This is a genomic window from Maritimimonas sp. 2405UD52-3 (assembly GCF_056591715.1).
Genome location: NZ_JBWQOL010000005.1, coordinates 273765 through 294132, shown reverse-complemented (window position 1 = coordinate 294132; position 20368 = coordinate 273765). Strand labels below are relative to the sequence as shown.

General features: G+C 32.9%; 17 protein-coding genes. 9 read left to right on the top strand and 8 right to left on the bottom strand.

Annotated elements, in window-relative coordinates:
- Entirely contained in the window at positions 1-1689 is a 1689-nt protein-coding gene (locus AC1EU5_RS13205) for a DEAD/DEAH box helicase (protein WP_480192873.1), read from the bottom strand.
- 119 nt (positions 1690-1808) lie between these two features.
- Positions 1809-3200: a TlpA family protein disulfide reductase gene (locus tag AC1EU5_RS13200; protein WP_480192872.1), complete on the bottom strand. Its 1392-nt coding sequence runs from the start codon at positions 3198-3200 to the stop codon at positions 1809-1811.
- 169 nt (positions 3201-3369) lie between these two features.
- On the opposite strand from AC1EU5_RS13200, the gene AC1EU5_RS13195 reads away from it, so the two are divergent.
- A complete protein-coding gene (locus tag AC1EU5_RS13195) occupies positions 3370-4986 on the top strand; it encodes an ABC-F family ATP-binding cassette domain-containing protein (RefSeq protein ID WP_480192871.1) in 1617 nt (538 codons plus the stop codon).
- Positions 4987-5041: 55 nt separating this feature from the next.
- On the opposite strand, the gene AC1EU5_RS13190 is transcribed toward AC1EU5_RS13195, so the two are convergent.
- The 4 genes from AC1EU5_RS13190 to AC1EU5_RS13175 all read right to left on the bottom strand — a co-directional run bounded on the left by AC1EU5_RS13190 (position 5042) and on the right by AC1EU5_RS13175 (position 8895).
- Positions 5042-5314 carry an HU family DNA-binding protein gene (locus tag AC1EU5_RS13190; protein ID WP_480192870.1) on the bottom strand — a complete coding sequence of 91 codons (273 nt, stop codon included), beginning with the start codon at positions 5312-5314 and terminating at the stop codon, positions 5042-5044.
- A gap of 189 nt (positions 5315-5503) precedes the next feature.
- On the bottom strand, positions 5504-6448 hold the full coding sequence (gene fmt / locus AC1EU5_RS13185) for a methionyl-tRNA formyltransferase (RefSeq protein WP_480192869.1): 945 nt from the start codon (positions 6446-6448) through the stop codon (positions 5504-5506).
- Complete coding sequence (locus AC1EU5_RS13180) at positions 6441-8342, bottom strand: RecQ family ATP-dependent DNA helicase (RefSeq protein ID WP_480192868.1); 1902 nt, start codon at positions 8340-8342, stop codon at positions 6441-6443. The genes fmt and AC1EU5_RS13180 overlap by 8 nt, the downstream gene beginning before the upstream one ends.
- Positions 8335-8895, bottom strand: coding sequence for an AAA family ATPase (locus AC1EU5_RS13175; RefSeq protein WP_480192867.1), 561 nt, complete (start codon positions 8893-8895; stop codon positions 8335-8337). Before AC1EU5_RS13175 ends, AC1EU5_RS13180 begins: the two co-directional genes overlap by 8 nt.
- Positions 8896-9025: 130 nt before the next feature.
- Between AC1EU5_RS13175 and AC1EU5_RS13170 the strand changes: the two genes are divergently transcribed.
- The 6 genes from AC1EU5_RS13170 to rpsA all read left to right on the top strand — a co-directional run bounded on the left by AC1EU5_RS13170 (position 9026) and on the right by rpsA (position 16479).
- Entirely contained in the window at positions 9026-9310 is a 285-nt protein-coding gene (locus AC1EU5_RS13170; protein ID WP_480192866.1) for a DUF493 family protein, read from the top strand.
- 87 nt (positions 9311-9397) lie between these two features.
- A complete protein-coding gene (locus AC1EU5_RS13165) occupies positions 9398-11296 on the top strand; it encodes a peptidylprolyl isomerase (protein WP_480192865.1) in 1899 nt (632 codons plus the stop codon).
- A 33-nt stretch (positions 11297-11329) separates the two neighbouring features.
- Positions 11330-12151: a peptidyl-prolyl cis-trans isomerase gene (locus AC1EU5_RS13160; protein ID WP_480192864.1), complete on the top strand. Its 822-nt coding sequence runs from the start codon at positions 11330-11332 to the stop codon at positions 12149-12151.
- Complete coding sequence (locus tag AC1EU5_RS13155) at positions 12135-13493, top strand: peptidylprolyl isomerase (RefSeq protein WP_480192863.1); 1359 nt, start codon at positions 12135-12137, stop codon at positions 13491-13493. Before AC1EU5_RS13160 ends, AC1EU5_RS13155 begins: the two co-directional genes overlap by 17 nt.
- Position 13494: 1 nt before the next feature.
- A complete protein-coding gene (locus AC1EU5_RS13150; protein WP_480192862.1) occupies positions 13495-14448 on the top strand; it encodes an AAA family ATPase in 954 nt (317 codons plus the stop codon).
- Positions 14449-14643: 195 nt separating this feature from the next.
- A complete protein-coding gene (gene rpsA, locus AC1EU5_RS13145; protein ID WP_480192861.1) occupies positions 14644-16479 on the top strand; it encodes a 30S ribosomal protein S1 in 1836 nt (611 codons plus the stop codon).
- A gap of 57 nt (positions 16480-16536) precedes the next feature.
- On the opposite strand, the gene AC1EU5_RS13140 is transcribed toward rpsA, so the two are convergent.
- Complete coding sequence (locus AC1EU5_RS13140; protein WP_480192860.1) at positions 16537-17211, bottom strand: CPBP family intramembrane glutamic endopeptidase; 675 nt, start codon at positions 17209-17211, stop codon at positions 16537-16539.
- A 93-nt stretch (positions 17212-17304) separates the two neighbouring features.
- Positions 17305-17814 carry a hypothetical protein gene (locus tag AC1EU5_RS13135; protein ID WP_480192859.1) on the bottom strand — a complete coding sequence of 170 codons (510 nt, stop codon included), beginning with the start codon at positions 17812-17814 and terminating at the stop codon, positions 17305-17307.
- Positions 17815-17960: 146 nt separating this feature from the next.
- Between AC1EU5_RS13135 and glmM the strand changes: the two genes are divergently transcribed.
- Both glmM and AC1EU5_RS13125 read left to right on the top strand, forming a co-directional pair.
- Positions 17961-19352 carry a phosphoglucosamine mutase gene (glmM, locus tag AC1EU5_RS13130; protein ID WP_480192858.1) on the top strand — a complete coding sequence of 464 codons (1392 nt, stop codon included), beginning with the start codon at positions 17961-17963 and terminating at the stop codon, positions 19350-19352.
- A gap of 67 nt (positions 19353-19419) precedes the next feature.
- Positions 19420-20337, top strand: a complete 918-nt coding sequence (locus tag AC1EU5_RS13125) for a TraB/GumN family protein (protein WP_480192857.1) — start codon at positions 19420-19422, stop codon at positions 20335-20337.
- Positions 20338-20368: the final 31 nt, after the last annotated feature.

Here is a 20368-nt window from a genome sequence, read left to right as displayed (position 1 = left end):
TTACCTTCTTCTCTTTTTACCTTTATGCTTGAAAGAATTTGTAGCATTAAATTTTCTACCTCCAGAACCTTTTCTATTCCTTGTACGCTTTTTTTGCTTTTTAGTGATCTCTACTATAATACCTCGTCCGTTGAACTCAGTATTTAAAAAAGAGCTTAGAATTTGCTTTTCATAAGATTTATCTATCTCAAAAAATGAGAAATTACGTAAAATTTCAATTTGACCTATTTGTACATCACCTTTCTTTAAATTTTCATTGATCAAGCCCATTAACCTTGCAGGGTTAAGCTTATCAATCTTACCTAAATTAATATAAAAACGCGTAAAATTTTCATCATCGCTTCTTCTTCGTTCTCTAGAAGTATCTCCATTTAGATCTTCTGAGTCTTGATAGTACGCCAGAAACTGATTAAACTCAATAGATACAAATCTTCGTATTAACTCTTCTCTGTCAATACCTTCTAATTTTGAATATACACTCTCTAGATAGCCTTCTATCTGAGTATCATTCACTTCTACATCCTTTATTTTTTCTATAAGGCTAAATAACTGTTTCTCGCAAATTTCAGCACCACTAGGCACTTGTTTTGCAGAGAATTTTCTATTTAATTTCCTTTCAATAGGTGTTAATTTTCTTTTTTCGCCATTAGTAACTATCGCAATAGAAATTCCCTTGTTGCCAGCTCTACCTGTTCTTCCGCTACGATGAGTATATGATTCTGCTTCATCAGGTAATTTATAGTTAATTACATGTGTAAGATTGTTAACGTCCAACCCACGTGCAGCAACATCAGTAGCCACAAGTATCTGTAAATGTTTATTTCTAAATTTTTCCATAACAATGTCACGCTGCGCTTGCGATAAATCTCCATGCAAAGCATCTGCATTGTAACCATCATCCATTAACTTAGCAGCAACATCTTTGGTCTCTCTTCGCGTTCTACAAAAGACAATACCATAAATATTTGGATTGATATCTGCCAACCTTTTTAAAGCTGCGTATCTGTTTCGTTCTGAAACCAAATAATATTCATGCGAAACATTTTCTGAACCTGTATTTACAATACCTGCACTAATTTCAACAGGCTTGTTCATGTAATTTTTAGCAATGGCATTAACCTCTTTAGGGAAAGTTGCCGAAAACAGTAATGTTTGTTTGGTATCTGGAGTTGCTTCTAACACCTTGTCAAGATCTTCCTTAAAGCCCATATTAAGCATTTCATCTGCTTCATCTAGTACTAACCACTTAACATTTTGAAGTTTTAATTGCTTGCGCTTTATGAGATCTACAGTTCTACCTGGTGTACCAACAACAATTTGCACTCCTTTTTTTAAAGCTCTTATCTGCTTTTCTATATCAGATCCACCATAAACGGTTAACACCTTGATTCCAGGTAGATTCTTTGAGAATTCTTCAATATTCTTTCCTATTTGAATGGCTAATTCTCTTGTAGGAGAAAGAATGATTGCTTGCGTATCTTTTGAAGAAGTGCTTACTTGCTCTATGATAGGTAAACTAAATGCTGCTGTTTTTCCTGTTCCAGTTTGCGCAAATGCTTTTAAATCTGTTGAAGAATCTAAAACTTGTGGTATGGCTTTTTCTTGAATAGGAGTAGGTTTTTCGTATCCTAAATCTGAAAGTGTAGCAGTAATCTCCTGGCTAAGGCCAAGTTGTGTGAATTGAGACATGTTTTTTAATATTTAGCTAAACTAAGACTCCAAGATAATTGCGCGTCTAGCAAATAAATAAGTCTCTTGTTCTAATGAAGCGGCAAAAGTAAGGTAATTTTTAGAAATGAAGTTAAAAACTAGTTCTTTTTCAGCTTTTTAAGTTGATATTCAAATTTACCATTTGAAAGATGAGTAAAGCCATTGTGTACTATTCCATTTGCATCTACGAGTATAGCCCTAGAAAAGTCTAAATATAACAAATCATTTACATCAGACTTTTCCTGCAATCTATATTGTTTTGTTGGGTTAAGCTTGTTGTTTTTGATAGCCTGTTTCCATTCATAATCATTTGATTTGGTTGAAATTCCTACAAAAGAAATATCAGGATATTTCCTTTCTAAATAGCTAACACGCTTCGCTAGATTATCTACTTGTCTATCTTTTTTAGGCCAGAAATAAATAACAGTATTCTTGTCTTTGGTAATCTCATTTAATGACAATTCCTCTTTTTCACCATTTACAACTGTCATTTCGGGCAGAGCTTCTCCTTTTTTTGGATAGCTAGAGGCTTCCATCAAATGCTTCACATCCTTTTTAAGTTTCGTATCAGAACAATTATCAAAAAATAATTGTTCGGCTTTTTCTTTTTGCCCAGATCCCATCTTATTGTCAAGTAAAATGTGCCACATACCTTCAGTCAGCAACTTATTTTTTAAATCATCTACAGTTATATGATTGGAAGTGACCTCCATAAAGTTAACCATCATATCACTACCTTCATTAATCAACTGTTTTTCATGACTTAAATGAAATAAATAAGTTCTAATATATTCATAGTAAGCATAGAAGTTTTGCAATTCTTCATTATTAAAGTTTACTTTCTTTCTAAACTTATAGAATGTAGGGTCTATTTTTGGGTACTGATCTAACTTCAATGCCCGTTTATTTCTGTAAGGGTATGCTTCTTTTTTTCTGTATAAAGGATAGTGCATAGCCGTCTGTACATATTGGTCAAATAGGGCAGCATCATTCTCAACTACCTGTTCTTTATAATGTTTATAGAGTAACTTCTTAAGTTGTAATAAGGAGTCTAGCTTTATATCAAATAGACTATCGCTTAAAGAATAATATTTTAAAGCCACTTTATCTTCTAATTCATTTTGAAGAAATAAATTGATCAGCAAATTATTCTTTTCTGCACCCTTACCACTAAATACTAAGGATTCATCAAAATCCCATGTATTTAAACGAAGCAAAAGGCTGTCAGCGGGTTCTAAGAAAATAAATTGCACTTCAGGCCCATGTTCAAAAGTGTATAAGCCTACTTGTATAGAATCAAACTTAAAAAGAAACTTATTTTTGTGATTTAACTCTGCTGAATCTAAAAGCTTGTCACCTTTATAGAACTTAACTTTTTTAGATTTTGGGTTAATTATCTTACCACCAAAATACGTAGTTTCAGCAATCTTTTTATCGCTTACACATCCAGAGAAAACCAATAAAGAGAGTAAGAGTAATTTATATTTCAATAGCCGTTGTGTTAATAAAAAATCCATCAAAAACTTCATAATCCTTCTATCAAACAAAATTACTGATATGCGGTATCGTAATTTGTTAATTAGATGTTAAATATTAGAGTTTAATTAAGCCTTAAATACATGCATTTTACTACTTTTGCCAAAATTTTAAACAGAGAATATGTTATCAGTATCAAACCTATCTGTTCAGTTCGGAAAACGCATACTTTTTGATGAGGTAAACACTGTTTTTACACAAGGTAACTGTTACGGAATTATAGGTGCAAATGGGGCAGGAAAGTCTACCTTTTTAAAAATCCTTTCCAGTGATATGGATCCCACCTCAGGCCATGTTACCCTTGAGAAGGGAAAACGTATGTCTGTACTCACGCAAGATCACTTTGCATATGATGAGTTTCCAGTATTAGAAACTGTGCTAAAAGGTAATAAACCTTTATATGCTGTGAAGACTGAAATGGATAAACTCTATGAGAGTTATACAGATGAAAATGCTGATAGAATAGGAGAGTTGCAAGTGCAATTTGAAGAAATGGATGGCTGGAACGCTGAAAGTGATGCTGCGGCTTTACTTTCTAGCTTAGGAATTAAAGAGGATAGCCATTACACATTAATGAAAGACATTGATGGTAAGTCTAAGGTACGTGTTTTGTTAGCTCAAGCATTGTTCGGAAATCCAGATGTTTTGATTATGGATGAGCCCACCAATGACTTGGATTATGAAACTATTAGTTGGTTGGAGAATTTCTTAGCTAATTATGAGAATACAGTGATTGTAGTTTCACATGATCGTCACTTTTTAGATGCGGTTTGTACACATATTTCTGATATAGATTTTGGTAAAATAAATCACTTTTCAGGTAATTATACGTTTTGGTATGAATCTAGTCAGTTGGCAGCTCGTCAAAAACAGCAGCAAAATAAGAAAGCTGAAGAAAAGAAAAAGGAATTAGAAGAGTTTATCAGACGTTTTTCTGCAAACGTAGCAAAATCAAAACAGGCTACCAGTAGAAAGAAGATGATAGAGAAATTAAATATTGAAGATATAAAACCTTCAAGTAGGAGGTATCCAGCTATTATTTTTGAACGAGATAGAGAAGCCGGAGACCAAATACTGAACATAGAAGGTTTGAGCAAGTCCTTAGATGGCGAGTTATTATTTGATAATATTGATATTAACTTAACCAAAGGGGATAAAGTAGTAGTATTTTCGAGAAACTCAAAAGCTGTGACTGCGTTTTTTGAAATTATCAATGGTAATTTAAAACAAGATAATGGGAAATATGCCTGGGGAGTTACTACAACACAGTCATATTTACCATTAGACAATTCGGAGTTCTTTGAAAGTGATCTTACATTAGTAGATTGGTTACGTCAATGGGCAACCACAGAAGAAGAACGAGAGGAAGTTTATATTCGCGGTTTTCTTGGTAAGATGATATTTAGCGGTGAAGAAGCGCTAAAAAAATGTAATGTACTTTCTGGGGGTGAAAAAGTACGCTGTATGCTTTCTAGAATGATGATGTTACGTGCCAATGTGCTAATGCTTGATGAACCTACAAATCACTTGGATCTTGAGTCTATTCAGGCATTTAACAATTCACTAAAGAATTTTAAAGGCACCGTATTACTTTCTACTCATGATCATGAATTTGCCCAAACAGTAGGGAATAGAATTATTGAACTAACACCCAAAGGTGTTATTGATAGGCATATGACCTTTGATGAGTATTTTCAGGATACCAAAATTAAAGTGTTAAGAGAGAAAATGTACTCTTAAAAAATGAAAAAGCCGGCAAATCGCCGGCTTTCTAGCTTGTATTGATTTTCAGTAATTAATTTACTGCACCTTTTAATTCAGCACCTGGCTTAAACTTCACTACATTTTTTGCAGCAATCTTAATGGTTTTACCAGTTTGTGGGTTTCTACCCTCTCTTGCAGCTCTTTTAGAAACTGACCAAGAACCAAATCCTACTAAAGAAACTCTACCTCCTTTTTTCAGTGTCTTTTCAACTGATCCCATCATGCTGTCAAGAGCTTTTTTAGCAGCTGCTTTAGAAATCCCTGCGTCTGCAGCCATTGATTCTATTAATTCTGATTTATTCATAATAAAAAATTAAAATTGGTTAAATAATCGTTATTTGCTTTTTTAAAAGCTGAACAAATATATATTTTATGGGAGTTCACGCAAGATTTGCTAAGAAAAAACAGTCAATTTGTTGATAAATTAGGGTGTTTTGTTAATAAACCCACTCTACAACGATTGAAATTTAACAAAACCGCATAAATAAAGGGCTTAACGCACCTTTGAATTTTCATTCAGCTTAAAACCATTTAATAGGTCTTTTGTAGCCATTTTGCGTTTACCGGGTACTTGAAGTTCATCAATATAGATATACCCTTTTTTAACAGCAATTTTTAATTCTTTTTTTGTTACATTAACCGAACCAATTTCTAAAGAATGCTTCTCTTTTTCCTTACGAGCTTTATAAATTTTTACTTCTAATTTCTGATCACCATTTTGTAAATACGTCCAAGCTGCTGGATAAGGACTTAATCCTCTTATCTTGTTGTAGATATCTTTTCGAGAAGTGTTCCAATCTATTTTGCAGGTTTCTTTAAATATTTTTGGTGCCGCTTTTTCTTCTTTTTTAGGTTGCTTTTTGGTAACTACACTTCCTTTGGCAATCTTTTTAACGGTTTTCACAACTAACTTACTTCCTAGTTCCATAAGTTTATCATGAAGCTCACCTGCGGTTTCTTCTTTACCTATTTTAGTTTTCTTTTGAAGGATAATCTCTCCAGTATCAATTTTTTCATCAATAAAGAAAGTAGTGACACCGGTTTTCTTTTCACCATTAATAATTGCCCAGTTAATAGGGGCAGCACCTCGATATTCTGGTAATAAAGAAGCATGCAGGTTAAAAGTGCCATATGTTGGCAGGGTCCATACTACTTTTGGCAACATTCTAAATGCTACTATTATTTGCAAATTGGCATTTAACGCCTTTAATTCTTCAATGAAAGATTCACTCTTTAAATTTGTTGGCTGTAATACCTTAAGATTGCGCTCTGCAGAGAATTTCTTAACAGCCGACTCATTTAATTTTCTTCCTCTACCAGCGGGCTTGTCTGGTGCAGTAATAACGCCTACAATATTGAATTCATGCTCTAAAAGTGCCTTTAATGTACCTACAGCAAAACCTGGAGTTCCCATAAAAACAATACGCAAATCAATCATAGTCAACTTTTTCAAATGTATTGTGCGAAGTTAATCGTATTTTATTCGTTTCCAATAGCAATTGTAATGATTCTATAACACACTCTTTGTCTGATTGGAGTAATTCTACAAGTTGCCTTGAAGTTAGATTCTTATGGTCAGTCAATGCAATTAAAATTAATGCTGAAAGTTTTTGGGAATCTACTGTTTTTATGTTTCTCACTTGACAGATATCACAAATGCCGCAATCTTCACTTTCTAACTCGTCAAAATAGCTCAATAAAAATTTACTTCTACATAGCGTATTATTGTTAATATAATTTAGAACAGCGTCCATTTTCTTCTTTTTGACTGATAAGTGTAGTTTAATTTTCTTTGATATTCTATTGATAACTCTATCATCCTCACGAGGTATGAGGAAAAAAAGTGCGCTATCATTTGAAGCAGGAACATATTCTATAATGCCATCTGTATGCATCTTATTTAATTTGTCTTTAATCTCAGGGGTATTTAGCTTCAATTTTTTGCTAAGTATCTGCTCATTAATTTGCTTGGGGCTTTCAAAAATTCCACCATAAGTTCTTAAAAGAAGTTTAGCTAATTGACCTATTGAGGTATGAGTATCACAATATTTCATTATTATACCATGATTTGCTGTGAATACCACGGAAGACTTTTTATTAAAATTATCTTCTATAAATATAATTTCTTCTTGCTCTAATAATTTTAAAGTATTGTATGTTTTTAATGAAGACAATTCATAATGTGCGCAAAACTTCTGAAAATTAAATGAGAATGACTGCTCTGGCTTTTCACCTAAACCAATATGAAAATATTGATTTAGTTTACTATATACTTCTTTAATAAAACCTAAAGTAGGTTGCCCATTAATAAATCGTTGTTTAAATGTTGAAATAGTGGCTTCATTATATAAGATCGTTGAAGAAGCCCAACTTCCATTTCTACCTGCTCTACCTGCTTCTTGCATATAGTTTTCTAAACTAAAAGGTAGATTGATGTGTATAATTTTTTCAATGTTGTCTTTGTCTATTCCCATTCCAAAGGCATTAGTAGCTACCATAACAGGAGTTTTCTCTTCCATCCAGTTTTCGAAAGCCCTTTGCTTTTCATCATTAATCAAACCGCCATGATAATAACCACTTCTAATACTCTTTGAATTTAAAAAATTAGCAGTGTTTTTGGTTGCTTTTCTACTTGTTGTGTATACTATTGAAGGGATTTCTTTATTAAGTTCTTGCTTCAATGCATATAAAACATCTTCAGACTTTATCAGTTTATAGGCTAATTCCTCTCTTTTTAAAGAGCTTTTAATAGTGGTGATATCACTTAATTCTAGATTTTCAACAATGTCCTTCAATACAGTTTTGGTAGCCGTGGCTGTTAAAGCAATAGTAGGAGTATTTGGGGTCAATTTTTTTAACGATACTATATTTCTGTAAGCAGGCCTAAAGTCATGCCCCCATTCTGAAATACAATGTGCTTCATCAACAGCAACTAGACTAACATTTAATTGTTTGATCTTTTCTTGAATAAATTCAGATTGTAATTTTTCAGGGGATAGGTATAAAAACTTATAATGTCCATAACGCAAATTATCAAAAGCTGTAATTACTTCCTCTTGTAAAAGCATAGAAGTTAAGGCAATGGCCTTAATTCCTTTTTTCTCTAGACTTTGCACCTGATCGTTCATCAAAGCAATTAAAGGTGAGATAACAATGCAAATACCTTCTTTTATAAGTGCAGGAATTTGAAAACAGATAGACTTACCACCACCAGTAGGTAATAGAGCGACCACATTTTTACCTGTTAGTATTTCTTCAATAATTTGCTCTTGCGGAGGCCTGAATGATGAATAGTTCCAATACTTTTTTAAAACAGTAATGGGATCATCCATTTTTAATGTAGTTTAGTATGAAATTTACCCGTTCTTTAACGGTACCAGTAGGCACTTTTATTGTGGAATATCCAAGATCGCTGTAGGTTTGTTCAAGATAACCATGAATTTGTAGTGCTTCGTCATAGCTTTCTAATCGTTCATTATCAGAGACATAGATTTCTTTCCATGGAGGTAAGATAAATATCGTGTTGTAGACATTTTTCTTACAAACCTTTATGAAGTCGTTGTCATACTCTTGATCAAAAAAATCCATGTAAGCAAGTACATCTGGAATACCTCGATCAAAAAAGACAGTATTATAGTCTAAGTCTTCTGACGTAATAAACTGATGTACCCTGCCATTTAAAAGCTTTTTATTGAACTCCATAGGGTCATCAACAAAAGCTAATGGATTGGAGACAAAAGTATTGGGGTCACCATCTTTTTTTGCTTCAAATGTCATATCACGAATAATTTCATGATGGCAATAGTACCCTTGCTTTTCAAGCTCCTTTATAATAGATGTTTTTCCGGTACCTGGTCCACCCGTAATGACTACCTTATGTTGCATTCATATATGACTTTAAAGACAAAGAAAAGAATAATTTCATTTAAGATAAATAATATCGGTAATTTTGTCAGCAATTTGTGAAAAATGCAAATTGGTATTGTATTTGAAATAATACATTTAAATTATCGAGATGTCAAGTAAAGAGGAGGAGTTTTATACAAAATTAAAGGCTAGTTTAGAAGAAACTACTACGTTTCCTGCAGATTATATGTACAAGTTTATTATACCTGCCGATAAGGAAAAAATGAAAACGATAGAGTCTATTTTTGACCATAGTGGAGCCGTGATAAGTACCAAGCCATCAAAAACAGGAAAGTATAACAGTATTACTGTTGTAGTGAAGATGAAAAATGCCGATGAAGTGATTGCAAAATACCAGGAAGTTGCTACTGTTGAAGGCGTTATTTCTTTGTGATTTATTTAACAGGTAAATTAAAAATAATAAATATTTTTGCGAAGCAAAAATTCTATAAATCAGCCAAATTTTAGAGATTATTCGTTTATGAAGATACAAGGGATTATTGTTCTAGCGTTTACTATTGCTTTTCTTCAGTTAAATGCCCAACATAAAAAAGATATATTATTTACTATTGATAAGGAACCGGTTTATGCCGATGAATTTTTGAGAGTTTTCAATAAAAATAGAGATATAGTTGATGAGGAGAATCAAAAATCAATTGAAGAATACCTTGAGCTTTATGTAAACTACAAATTGAAGTTAAAACAGGCATATGAATTGGGTCTGGACACGGTTGCAAGTTATCAAAAAGAATTAAAGAAATATAGAGAACAGTTAATTGCTCCCTACCTTAAAGATAGCAAGGTAACCGAATTATTGTTGCGTGAGGCTTATGACAGAATGAAAATAGATGTAAATGCCAGTCATATTTTGGTAAGACTTGACCCTAAAGCATCTCCTCAAGATACCTTAACAGCATACAATAAAATTATGGAGGCCAGAGAAAAAGTAATAAAAGGAGCCTCTTTTGAAGAAATTGCTAAGACTTATTCTGAAGACCCTTCTGCAAAAAAAAATGGAGGTAGTTTAGGTTATTTTTCCGCCTTTAATATGGTATATCCTTTTGAAAATGCTGCTTATAGTTCAAAGTTAAAAGAAATCTCAATGCCATTTAAGAGTGCGTTTGGCTACCATATTTTAAAAGTGAATGATAAAAGACCCTCTAAAGGAGAAGTTGAAGTTGCACATATCATGATTCGCGAGAAAGAAGCAGACACAACTTATGCCAGTAAACAAATAAAGGAGGTTTACTCAAAACTCCAGCAAGGTGATGCTTTTGATTTCTTAGCCAGAAAATACTCAGATGATAAAGCTAGTGCTGTAAACGGAGGTAAACTAGCAAAGTTTTCCGAAAATAAAATGATTAAATCTTTTTCAGATGTGGCCTTTGCCCTTAAAGATAAAGATGAGCTTTCAAAACCTTTCAAGACGCAGTTTGGATGGCATGTGGTTAAACTAATAAAGAAGCATCCTTTACTTCCTTATGAAGAGTTGAAAGATGATTTAAAAAGAAAAATAGAGCGAAGTGAACGCGCGAGTATTGCCGGGAAATCCATTGCGGGAAAATTGAAAAAAAAATATAACATTCAAGAAACACCTGAGATATTGAATGCTTATTACAATGATGACAGCCTTGCAATTGCAAATAATTTGAATACAACTGCTTTTTCTGTAAATGGTAAAAGTACATCCTTAGAAGAATTAGTTAATTATAATAAATCACAGCGTAACAAAACACCGCAGGCTGCGTATCAAGATTTTCTTAATCAACAAATTATAGAGTATTACAAGACGAACCTTGAAAATACCAATGAAGACTTTGCATTTACTATTCAGGAATATAGAGATGGGTTATTACTTTTTGATTTGCTACAAGATAAAGTGTGGACAAGAGCAGAAAAAGATACAATTGCCTTAGCAGATTATTTTAGCAAAAATAAATCAAAATATATGTGGAAGCAGCGAGCTGATTTAATTTTGGCTAGTTGCACAAAAGCTAAAAAGGCGAAAATTGTACAAGATCTTTTAAAGCAAGGAAAAACTATTAATGAAATAAAAGAAAAGGTAAATGAAGGAGCTACTATTCATGTGCTATTTTCAGAAGGTGTTTTAGAAGAAGGTGATGTTAAATTACCCAAAAATTTTGTCTTTGAAGAAGGTGTTTCTGATATTTATGATGAGGGAGCAAGCCAATTTTTGATAGCTAAAGTAAATCAAATAATGGCGCCTACTACTAAAAAGTTAAAAGAAGCTAAAGGTTTGGTGATCAATGATTTTCAAAAGAAGCTTGAAGAGCAGTGGATAACCGAACTAAAGAATTCTTATGAAGTTAAAGTAAACAAGAAAACATTAAAACGTCTGGTAAAAGAAAATGCTAAATAAGTAATGCCTAAACAGCTTTTTTACATATCATTCATGGTGTTAATTTTTTTTTCTTGTTCTGAGAAAGGAGATATTGAAAATGCAGTTGCGAGAGTACATGATACTTATTTGTACGATAATGACATTTACGACATACTTCCTGAAAGATATACACCACAGGACAGCTTATTATTGACTAAAAATTATATCAATTTTTGGGCTAAAGAGCAGCTAATGCTAAAAAAAGCTGAGATCAATGTAAATGATGATAAGAGTATTGAAGAACTAGTCCAAAGATATAAGCAAGATATTTTAATTGATAAATATAAAGAAGCTGTAGTAAAACAGTATTTAGATACGGCTATAACATCATCAGATATCACTAATTTTTATACAGAAAATAAAGCAATTTTCAAGCTTAATGAGGAGCTTATAAAATTTAAATACATAAACTTCAGCAATGAGTTGTTAAACCCAGAAGAGTTTAAAAAACTGTTTAGATCTAGTAAGAGAGAAGATTTAGATAGCCTTAGATCTAAGGAAATGCAATTAAAGTCTTTAAGTCTAAATGATACAATATGGGTTCGTTTGAGTGATGTATTTAACAGGATACCTAATTTAGACAATGATGACAGAGATAAAATACTAAAAAAGACTAAGTTTCTTGAAAAGAAAGATTCTTTAGAAGTATATTTGATCGCTGTAAAAAATGTTTTAAAAAGAAGTGAAACGGCTCCTATGAGTTATGTTTTACCAACCATCAAGCAAATGATTTTGCACAGAAGGAAATTAGACTTATTAAAGAAAATAGAAGAGACGTTAGTTGAAGATGCTATTAATAATAAAGAATTTGAGATTTATGAAGAGCGTAATTAAAAATCTAGTAATTATTGTTTTTTTGAGTGTTGTAACCTTTGGTTATGCTCAAAACAGAATTAAGTTAGATGGAGTTGCTACTGTAGTAGGTAAAAATATTGTATTAGACTCAGAAATAGAAGGCTACAAAAAACAGCTTGAGCAACAAAGTGAAGGGAAAGTTGAGGCTTCAGATTGTGAAATTTTGGAGCAGATTATGGATAGAAAGCTACTATCACACCATGCAGTTATTGATAGTGTTGTGGTGACTGATGTAGAGGTTTCTTCAAGAGTTGATAGAAAGTTAGGCTATTTCTTGCAACAGTTAGGAACTGAGGAAAATGTATACAGATATTACGGGTTTGATAATATGTCTGATTTGAGAAAGGAATTTTTGGAAGTTGAAAAGGAAGCAGCACTTATAGAAAGAATGCAACAAAAGTTGACAGAAAAAGTTGACGTGACGCCTGATGAGGTACGTAGTTATTATAAAAGTTTAGAAGAGAAAAATAATTTACCAGAGTTTGGTGCAGAAATAGAACTTGCTCAGATTGTATTAAAAGCGCAACCGTCTGGTGATGAAGAAGAGCGCGTTATTAATAAACTCAAAGAGTTAAAAGGGCAGGTTGAAAACGGAGATAGTTTTACAATGAAGGCCATTTTATATTCTGAAGACCCTGGGGTTACTAATAATAAGGGGTTTTATACAATCACCAGAGAAAGCGGATTTGTAAAAGAATTTAAAGAAGCTGCATTTAGTTTAGACGAAGGAGAAATATCAGAACCTTTCAAATCTGATTTTGGATATCATATTTTACAGGTAGAAAAAATTAAGGGTAAACAACGTGATACCAGACATATATTAATGCAGCCAAAAATAAATGATAATGAACTTCAAAAGAGTAAGGATACTTTAAATAAAATTCGCAAAGACATACTTACATTTAAATTAACTTTTGAAGAAGCTGTAAAAAAATATTCAGAAGATAAGGATACTAAGAGTAATGAAGGTTTATTGGTAAACCCTGTTACAAGTGATACAAAGTTTGAATTAACGGGTATGGACCCAACTTTATATTCTAGGATTAGTGAATTGAAAGAAGGTGAGATTACAGAAGTTTTTTATGATGAGACCAGGGAAGGCGAAAAGATGCATAAGATCATTCTTATGAAGAGTAAGACAGAACCGCACATTGCTGATCTGAATAAAGATTATGTAAAGATTCAGAATTTAGCATTACAAAAAAAGCAGCAAGAAACTATAGATAAGTGGGCAAAAGATAAGATTACGGATACTTATATAAAAGTTAATCAAGGTTATAAAAAATGTACCTTTAAGAATAACTGGGCCAAAATCAATTAATATGTCAGATGTTGCTGCAATTGAGAACTTGGTAAAGAAGTATGCTCAGTTAAAATCAGAAATAGGAAAAGTAATTGTTGGTCAACATGAAGCTGTTGACTATGTGTTATTGTCCATACTTTGTGGAGGTCACTCTTTATTAATTGGTGTTCCGGGCCTTGCTAAAACATTATTAGTCAATACGGTAGCTGAGTCTTTAGGCCTTGATTTCAAGCGTATTCAATTTACACCAGACTTAATGCCTTCTGATATTTTAGGAAGTGAGATATTGGATGAAAGTCGTCATTTCAAATTTATTAAAGGCCCAATTTTCTCGAATATCATCCTTGCGGATGAAATTAACAGAACACCTCCAAAAACACAGGCAGCTTTATTAGAAGCTATGCAAGAAAAAGCTGTTACCGTAGCCGGACATCATTATAAGTTAGACGCACCGTTTTTTGTATTAGCAACTCAGAACCCCATTGAGCAAGAAGGAACCTATCCTTTACCAGAGGCGCAATTAGATCGTTTCATGTTTTCTATTAATTTGCAATATCCTTCATTTGAAGAAGAAGTAGAAGTGGTGAAAGCTACTACCTCAGATATTACAAATCAGGTGAATGCCGTACTTTCCGCACAGGAAATCATTGCAGCACAGCATTTAATTAGACGTATTCCTGTGGCTGATAATGTTGTTGAATATGCTGTTAGACTTGTGGGAAAGACTAGACCTAATACTGATGCAGCGGCAAAAATAGTAACAGACTATATAGATTGGGGTGCTGGCCCTAGAGCTTCTCAAAATTTGATTTTAGCGGCGAAAGCACACGCAGCTATTAATGGTAAATTTTCTCCTGATATAGAAAATGTAAAAGCGGTTGCTTCTGGAATTTTAAGGCATAGAATTGTAAAGAATTACAAAGCTGAAGCCGAAAGTGTTAGCGAAAATCAAATTATTGAATCACTCTTCTAAATTTTCTCATTTTCCTTTATCTTAATTATTTGATTTTCAATTGAAGAATTGAAAAATTAATCGTAAATTTGCACGCCTTTTTAGGTGAGTACAGATTCAAAAAAGGTATTGCAAAAATTTAGTTAAACATCTCTTATTAATATTCTCACTTAAGAATCTGAATAACAATAAGATACAAATTTTAAAATCAGCAATATGGCTGAAGAAACAAAAAAAGAAGTAGCTGAGCAAGAAGCAATAGCTACTGAAAAAAACAACAAAACTGAGAAGAAACAAGAAGTTCAACAGCAAAATACGCAAGAATTTCTTGATAATTTTGACTGGCACAAGTACGAAGAAGGTATTGAAGCTGTAGATGAAAAGAAATTAGAAGCTTTTGATAAGGCACTAGAAGGTACAGTAGGTTTTGTTGATGAGCGTGAGGTTATAGAAGGAACTGTAGTTCGTATGACTGATCGTGAAGCAATTATTGATATTAACTCTAAGTCAGAAGGAGTTATTTCATTAAATGAGTTCCGTTACAATCCAAAACTAGCAGTTGGTGATAAAGTGGAAGTATTAGTTGATAAGCGTGAAGATGCAACAGGGCAACTAGTATTATCTCATAAAAAAGCAAGAGTAATTAAAGCTTGGGAGCGTGTAAATACTGCACATGAAACTCAAGAAGTAGTGAATGGTTACGTTAAGTGTAGAACTAGAGGAGGAATGATTGTTGATGTATTTGGTATTGAGGCATTCTTACCTGGTTCTCAAATTGATGTAAAGCCAATTAGAGACTACGATCAATATGTAGATAAAACAATGGAATTCAAGGTTGTAAAAATCAATCATGAATTCAAAAATGTTGTTGTATCTCACAAAGCATTAATTGAGGCTGATCTTGAAGAACAAAAGAAAGAGATCATCGGTCAATTAGAAAAAGGTCAGGTATTAGAAGGTGTTGTTAAAAACGTAACATCGTATGGTGTATTTGTTGACCTTGGTGGTGTTGATGGATTGGTTCACATTACAGATTTATCTTGGAGTAGAATTAATCATCCAAGTGAGGTAGTTGAACTAGATCAAAAATTAAATGTGGTAATCCTTGATTTTGATGATAATAAGTCAAGAATTCAATTAGGATTGAAGCAATTAAGCAAGCATCCATGGGAAGCTCTTGATGCTGAATTAAAGATAGGTGATAAAGTAAAAGGTAAAGTGGCAATTATTGCTGACTATGGTGCATTTATAGAAGTTGCTGAAGGTGTTGAAGGATTGATTCACGTATCTGAAATGTCTTGGTCTACACATTTACGTTCTGCTCAAGATTTTGTAAAAGTTGGTGATGAAGTTGAAGCTGAGATCTTGACTTTAGATAGAGAAGAGCGCAAGATGTCTTTAGGTATGAAGCAGCTGAACCCAGATCCTTGGACAGATATTACAACAAAATATCCTGTAGGTTCTCAACACACAGGTACTGTTCGTAACTATACTAACTTTGGTGTATTTGTTGAGCTGGAAGAAGGTATTGACGGGCTAGTTTATATTTCTGATCTATCATGGACTAAGAAGGTAAAACATCCATCTGATTTTGTAAAAGTAGGTGATAAGCTTGATGTTCAAGTATTAGAACTTGATGTAGAAGGGCGTAAGTTAAACTTAGGTCACAAGCAGACTACTGAAAATCCTTGGGACAAGCATGAAGAAACTTATTCATTAGATTCTGTTCATAAAGGAATTGTGAAAGAAAGAACCGATAAAGGTGCTATCGTTACATTAAATGATGAAGTAGAGGCATTTGTTCCTTCACGTCACATGGAAAAAGAAGATGGTAGCAAACTAGACAAGGGTGATGCATTAGACTTCAAAGTGTTAGAGTTCAATAAAGAGTACAGACGCTTAGTAGTTTCACATACATCTACCTTTAAAGAGCAAGAAGAGAGAAACTTCAAGAAAGCGCAAAAGAAAATGGCAGAGAGTGTTGAGAAACCAACATTAGGTGATGCTAATGATGCTTTACAAGCGCTGAAGGATAAGATGGACGGAAAATAAATCTGAAGTTCATTTTTATATATAATAAAGCCGCTGATTTTTTCAGCGGCTTTATTGTTAGATATATGCTAGTACTACTTCATAGTCAAGTAACAATACTATTAAATTGTGAAGAAAATGTACGATAATGCCTAGCCATAAAGTTTTGTATTTGCTCCTTAAATACCCAAGAAATAACCCAAAAGGAAAAATCCAAATTAAAGAGATAAATGAAAAATGAATTAATGCAAATATAAATGCTGTGCCTACAATTGTAAGTTCACTACTTGTTATTTTTTCTAGTTGGTTAAATAAGAATCCTCTAAATGCGAGCTCTTCAAATATTGGTGGCATTACTGCAATAAAAATAAAACCGCTTAACAAAGGATATTCGTAATCTATATATTGTAAATAATAATTGTCTACTTCCACGATGTTAAAAAAGGTAGAAATAGATTCAATAAAGTAATAGACCCCAACGCTAGAAATTATTGGAAATAATAAAACTAAGCACCAGATATGCCAATTTACATTAGGAAATTTATAAAGTTTAATAATACTTTTGCTATCAAAAAAACAAAAACCAAGCACTAATAAAGCAAAAGCAATTTCAATGATTAGTTCTATGCTGAAATTATAAGCATACTTTTCGCTTATAAAGAATGAAACTAAAGCAAATATTACAAAAGCAACATAAAAGGAAATAATTAAGTTTAGCGAACTAGTTCTTTCATTATTTTGATCTTTAACCAATTGTTTTCCGCACTTTGGGCAAAACTTCGCATTATCTTCATATGTAATTTTGCAACTCTTACATGTTGTACTCAACTTTGTCTTTTATTAAAATTAGGTTAGCTCCGCTTCCTTTATTGAAGAAGCTGAATAAATACCCTTGCCTAGGTAAGTAATAATAATTACTTTCCATATAATGCCTTTTACCAAACTAGATGGGTCTACAACCGCAGAAAGAACAATAGTAGTAATATATAGTAAAAGCCCAAGCAGAAGTGCCATTAAGGGTTTTTTCGATGTCCAAGATGCTAATAGCAGATAAATAAAGAAAAGGATAAAACTTACTGCAAGAGCAAACAAGTCTTTATTAGAAAAGTAAAAGATAAGTCCAAACACTAGATTAATGCCTGCTATTACATATAGTGTAGTTCTTGCTGATTTTATTTTCTTTTCAGCATCAATATTTTTGTTTTTTTCTACTGCTCTTCTAGCATGAAATTGAGCGATTTCTTTTTCGGTTCCACTTTCAGGGTAGCCACAATTAGAGCAAAAAACAGATTCTGATTCAATAGGTTCGCTACACAAAGAACATTCGTGAATCTCTTCTTTGATTTTCTCTTCCAAAGCTTGTTGATTTTTGATTAAAATTCTAGTGCCAAATATATATGAATATATTAATCTTCAAAAAGAATATTTTTTGATTTAAAACTAATAAAATCAAATGTGCAATATTCTAAAGTATATATTTGTAAAAACTAAAGTATCAAGTTGTGACATTAATAAAATCAATTTCAGGTATAAGAGGCACCATAGGTGGAAAAGTAAGCGAAAATCTAACACCAATAGACGCAGCTAAGTTTGCCGCGGCGTATGGAACATGGCTTATCAAACGTAATAATACTAAAGAAGGGTTACGAGTGATTATTGGTAGAGATGCACGTATCTCGGGTAAAATGATCAGTAGTATCGTTTCCAATACGTTAATAGGTTTAGGTATTGATGTAGTTGATATTGGTTTGTCTACTACACCAACTGTTGAAGTAGCTGTTCCTTTAGAAAAAGCAGACGGAGGTATTATCTTAACGGCTTCTCATAATCCTAAACAATGGAATGCCTTAAAACTATTGAATGAAAAAGGAGAGTTTTTAAATGGAGAAGATGGAGCTGAAATTTTAACTTTGGCTGAAGCGGATGATTTTGATTTTGCAGAAGTAGATGATTTAGGATTGTATATAAAGGATAAAGGTTATATAGAAAGGCATATTAGTGAAGTATTGAATTTAGAGCTAGTAGATGTTGACGCCATTAAAGCGGCTAATTTTAAAGTGGTAGTTGATGCTGTAAACTCTACGGGAGGTATTGCCATTCCAGCTTTATTAGATAGGTTAGGAGTAGAGTGTATAAAATTATATTGTGAGCCAAATGGACAATTTCCTCATAATCCTGAGCCATTAAAGGAACATTTAACAGATATTTCAGAGTTAGTAGTTAAGGAGAAAGCTGATTTAGGTATTGTGGTTGATCCAGATGTAGATAGACTAGCGCTAGTTTGTGAAGATGGTTCTATGTTTGGAGAAGAATATACACTAGTGGCTTGTGCCGATTATGTACTAAGTCAAACTCCTGGCAATACGGTTTCAAATTTATCTTCATCTAGAGCGTTGCGCGATGTAACTCAAAAGCGAGGAGGTAATTATCAAGCGAGTGCAGTAGGTGAAGTAAATGTAGTGCAGTTAATGAAAGATACCAATGCTGTGATTGGTGGTGAAGGTAATGGTGGTATTATCTATCCTGCCTCACATTATGGACGTGATTCATTAGTTGGGGTAGCCTTGTTCTTAACCCATTTGGCTAAATTTGGTATTAGTTGCAAAGAACTAAGAGAAAGTTATCCTTCTTACTTTATGAGCAAAAACAAAATTCAGCTTACCCCTGATCTTGATGTAGATGGTATTTTAAAGTCAATGGCTGAAAAGTATGGAAATGAAGAAGTAAACACCATTGACGGAGTTAAGATTGATTTTACCAATGAATGGGTGCATTTACGTAAATCTAATACTGAACCTATCATACGAATTTATACAGAAAGTACTTCACAACAAACTGCTGATGATCTTGCCAAAAGAGTACTACAAGAAATTGCTAAAATAGCTGGAATCTAAAAATGGTGAGCATGTTGTAACGTTTTTTAAAAAAAGCGTCAAGTAATTACAACTCAAAAACAAAAAAATGAAAACAACTATTAAATCTATTTTAGTAGTGGTATTTACCGCTACCTTTTTTATTGCCTGTAAAAGCACAGCAACGTCTAGAACAACTGAATCAATTTCAAGTTCTGATAAACAAGAAAAATTGGCAAATTCTTTGTTGTGGAAAATCTCGGGCAATGGTTTGGAGCAACCGTCTTATTTATACGGAACAATTCATATGACTTGTGATTATCAGTTTACTGATAAATTGAAAAAAGCCTTTGATGAAACCAGTCAAATAGCATTAGAGATTGATATGGATGACCCTCAAATGCAAACTAAGATGATGCAAGGTATGATGATGCAAGGTGATACAACTATAAAAGGCATGCTGTCAGAAGAGGATTATGGTTTGTTGAATGACTTCGTAAAAGATAATGTAGGGATGAATCTAGGTATGTTTAATAAGATGAAGCCTTTTGCTTTGTCATCTATGATGATTGCGAAATTAATTCCCTGTTCACCACCTGCTTCTTATGAGCTAGAGTTTGTGAAATTGGCCAAAGAGCAGAATGAAGAATTAAAAGGTTTGGAGACTATAGAATATCAAATGGCAGTTTTTGACTCTATTCCTTATAAGGATCAGTTAAACGAATTAGTGAAGATGGCTAAGGAAGGATTAGAAAAAAGTAGTGAGGAATTCCAAAAATTAAACGATCTGTATGCTAAAGAAGATGTGGAAGGGTTGTTTACCTTAATGATGGAAACTGATGATATGACTTCTGAGTTTACGGAAGAATTGTTAGACAAACGCAATCAAAACTGGATTCCGGTTATTGAAGAAATGTCTAAGGAGAAACCAACTTTCTACGGGGTAGGTGCAATGCATTTGGCAGGTGAGCAAGGAGTAATTAAATTGTTAAAAAAAGCTGGTTATAAGGTTGAACCTGTGTTTTAATTAAAAGATTTTAGGGCATAGAATAAAAAAT

Bases quoted from the DNA above. Each gene is read 5' to 3' on its own strand.
- AC1EU5_RS13205 (WP_480192873.1), bottom strand. From the start codon at position 1,689: ATGTCTCAATTCACACAACTTGGCCTTAGCCAGGAGATTACTGCTACA.
- AC1EU5_RS13195 (WP_480192871.1), top strand. From the start codon at position 3,370: ATGTTATCAGTATCAAACCTATCTGTTCAGTTCGGAAAACGCATACTT.
- AC1EU5_RS13190 (WP_480192870.1), bottom strand. From the start codon at position 5,314: ATGAATAAATCAGAATTAATAGAATCAATGGCTGCAGACGCAGGGATT.
- fmt (WP_480192869.1), bottom strand. From the start codon at position 6,448: ATGATTGATTTGCGTATTGTTTTTATGGGAACTCCAGGTTTTGCTGTA.
- AC1EU5_RS13180 (WP_480192868.1), bottom strand. From the start codon at position 8,342: ATGGATGATCCCATTACTGTTTTAAAAAAGTATTGGAACTATTCATCA.
- AC1EU5_RS13175 (WP_480192867.1), bottom strand. From the start codon at position 8,895: ATGCAACATAAGGTAGTCATTACGGGTGGACCAGGTACCGGAAAAACA.
- AC1EU5_RS13170 (WP_480192866.1), top strand. From the start codon at position 9,026: ATGTCAAGTAAAGAGGAGGAGTTTTATACAAAATTAAAGGCTAGTTTA.
- AC1EU5_RS13165 (WP_480192865.1), top strand. From the start codon at position 9,398: ATGAAGATACAAGGGATTATTGTTCTAGCGTTTACTATTGCTTTTCTT.
- AC1EU5_RS13160 (WP_480192864.1), top strand. From the start codon at position 11,330: ATGGTGTTAATTTTTTTTTCTTGTTCTGAGAAAGGAGATATTGAAAAT.
- AC1EU5_RS13155 (WP_480192863.1), top strand. From the start codon at position 12,135: ATGAAGAGCGTAATTAAAAATCTAGTAATTATTGTTTTTTTGAGTGTT.
- AC1EU5_RS13150 (WP_480192862.1), top strand. From the start codon at position 13,495: ATGTCAGATGTTGCTGCAATTGAGAACTTGGTAAAGAAGTATGCTCAG.
- rpsA (WP_480192861.1), top strand. From the start codon at position 14,644: ATGGCTGAAGAAACAAAAAAAGAAGTAGCTGAGCAAGAAGCAATAGCT.
- AC1EU5_RS13125 (WP_480192857.1), top strand. From the start codon at position 19,420: ATGAAAACAACTATTAAATCTATTTTAGTAGTGGTATTTACCGCTACC.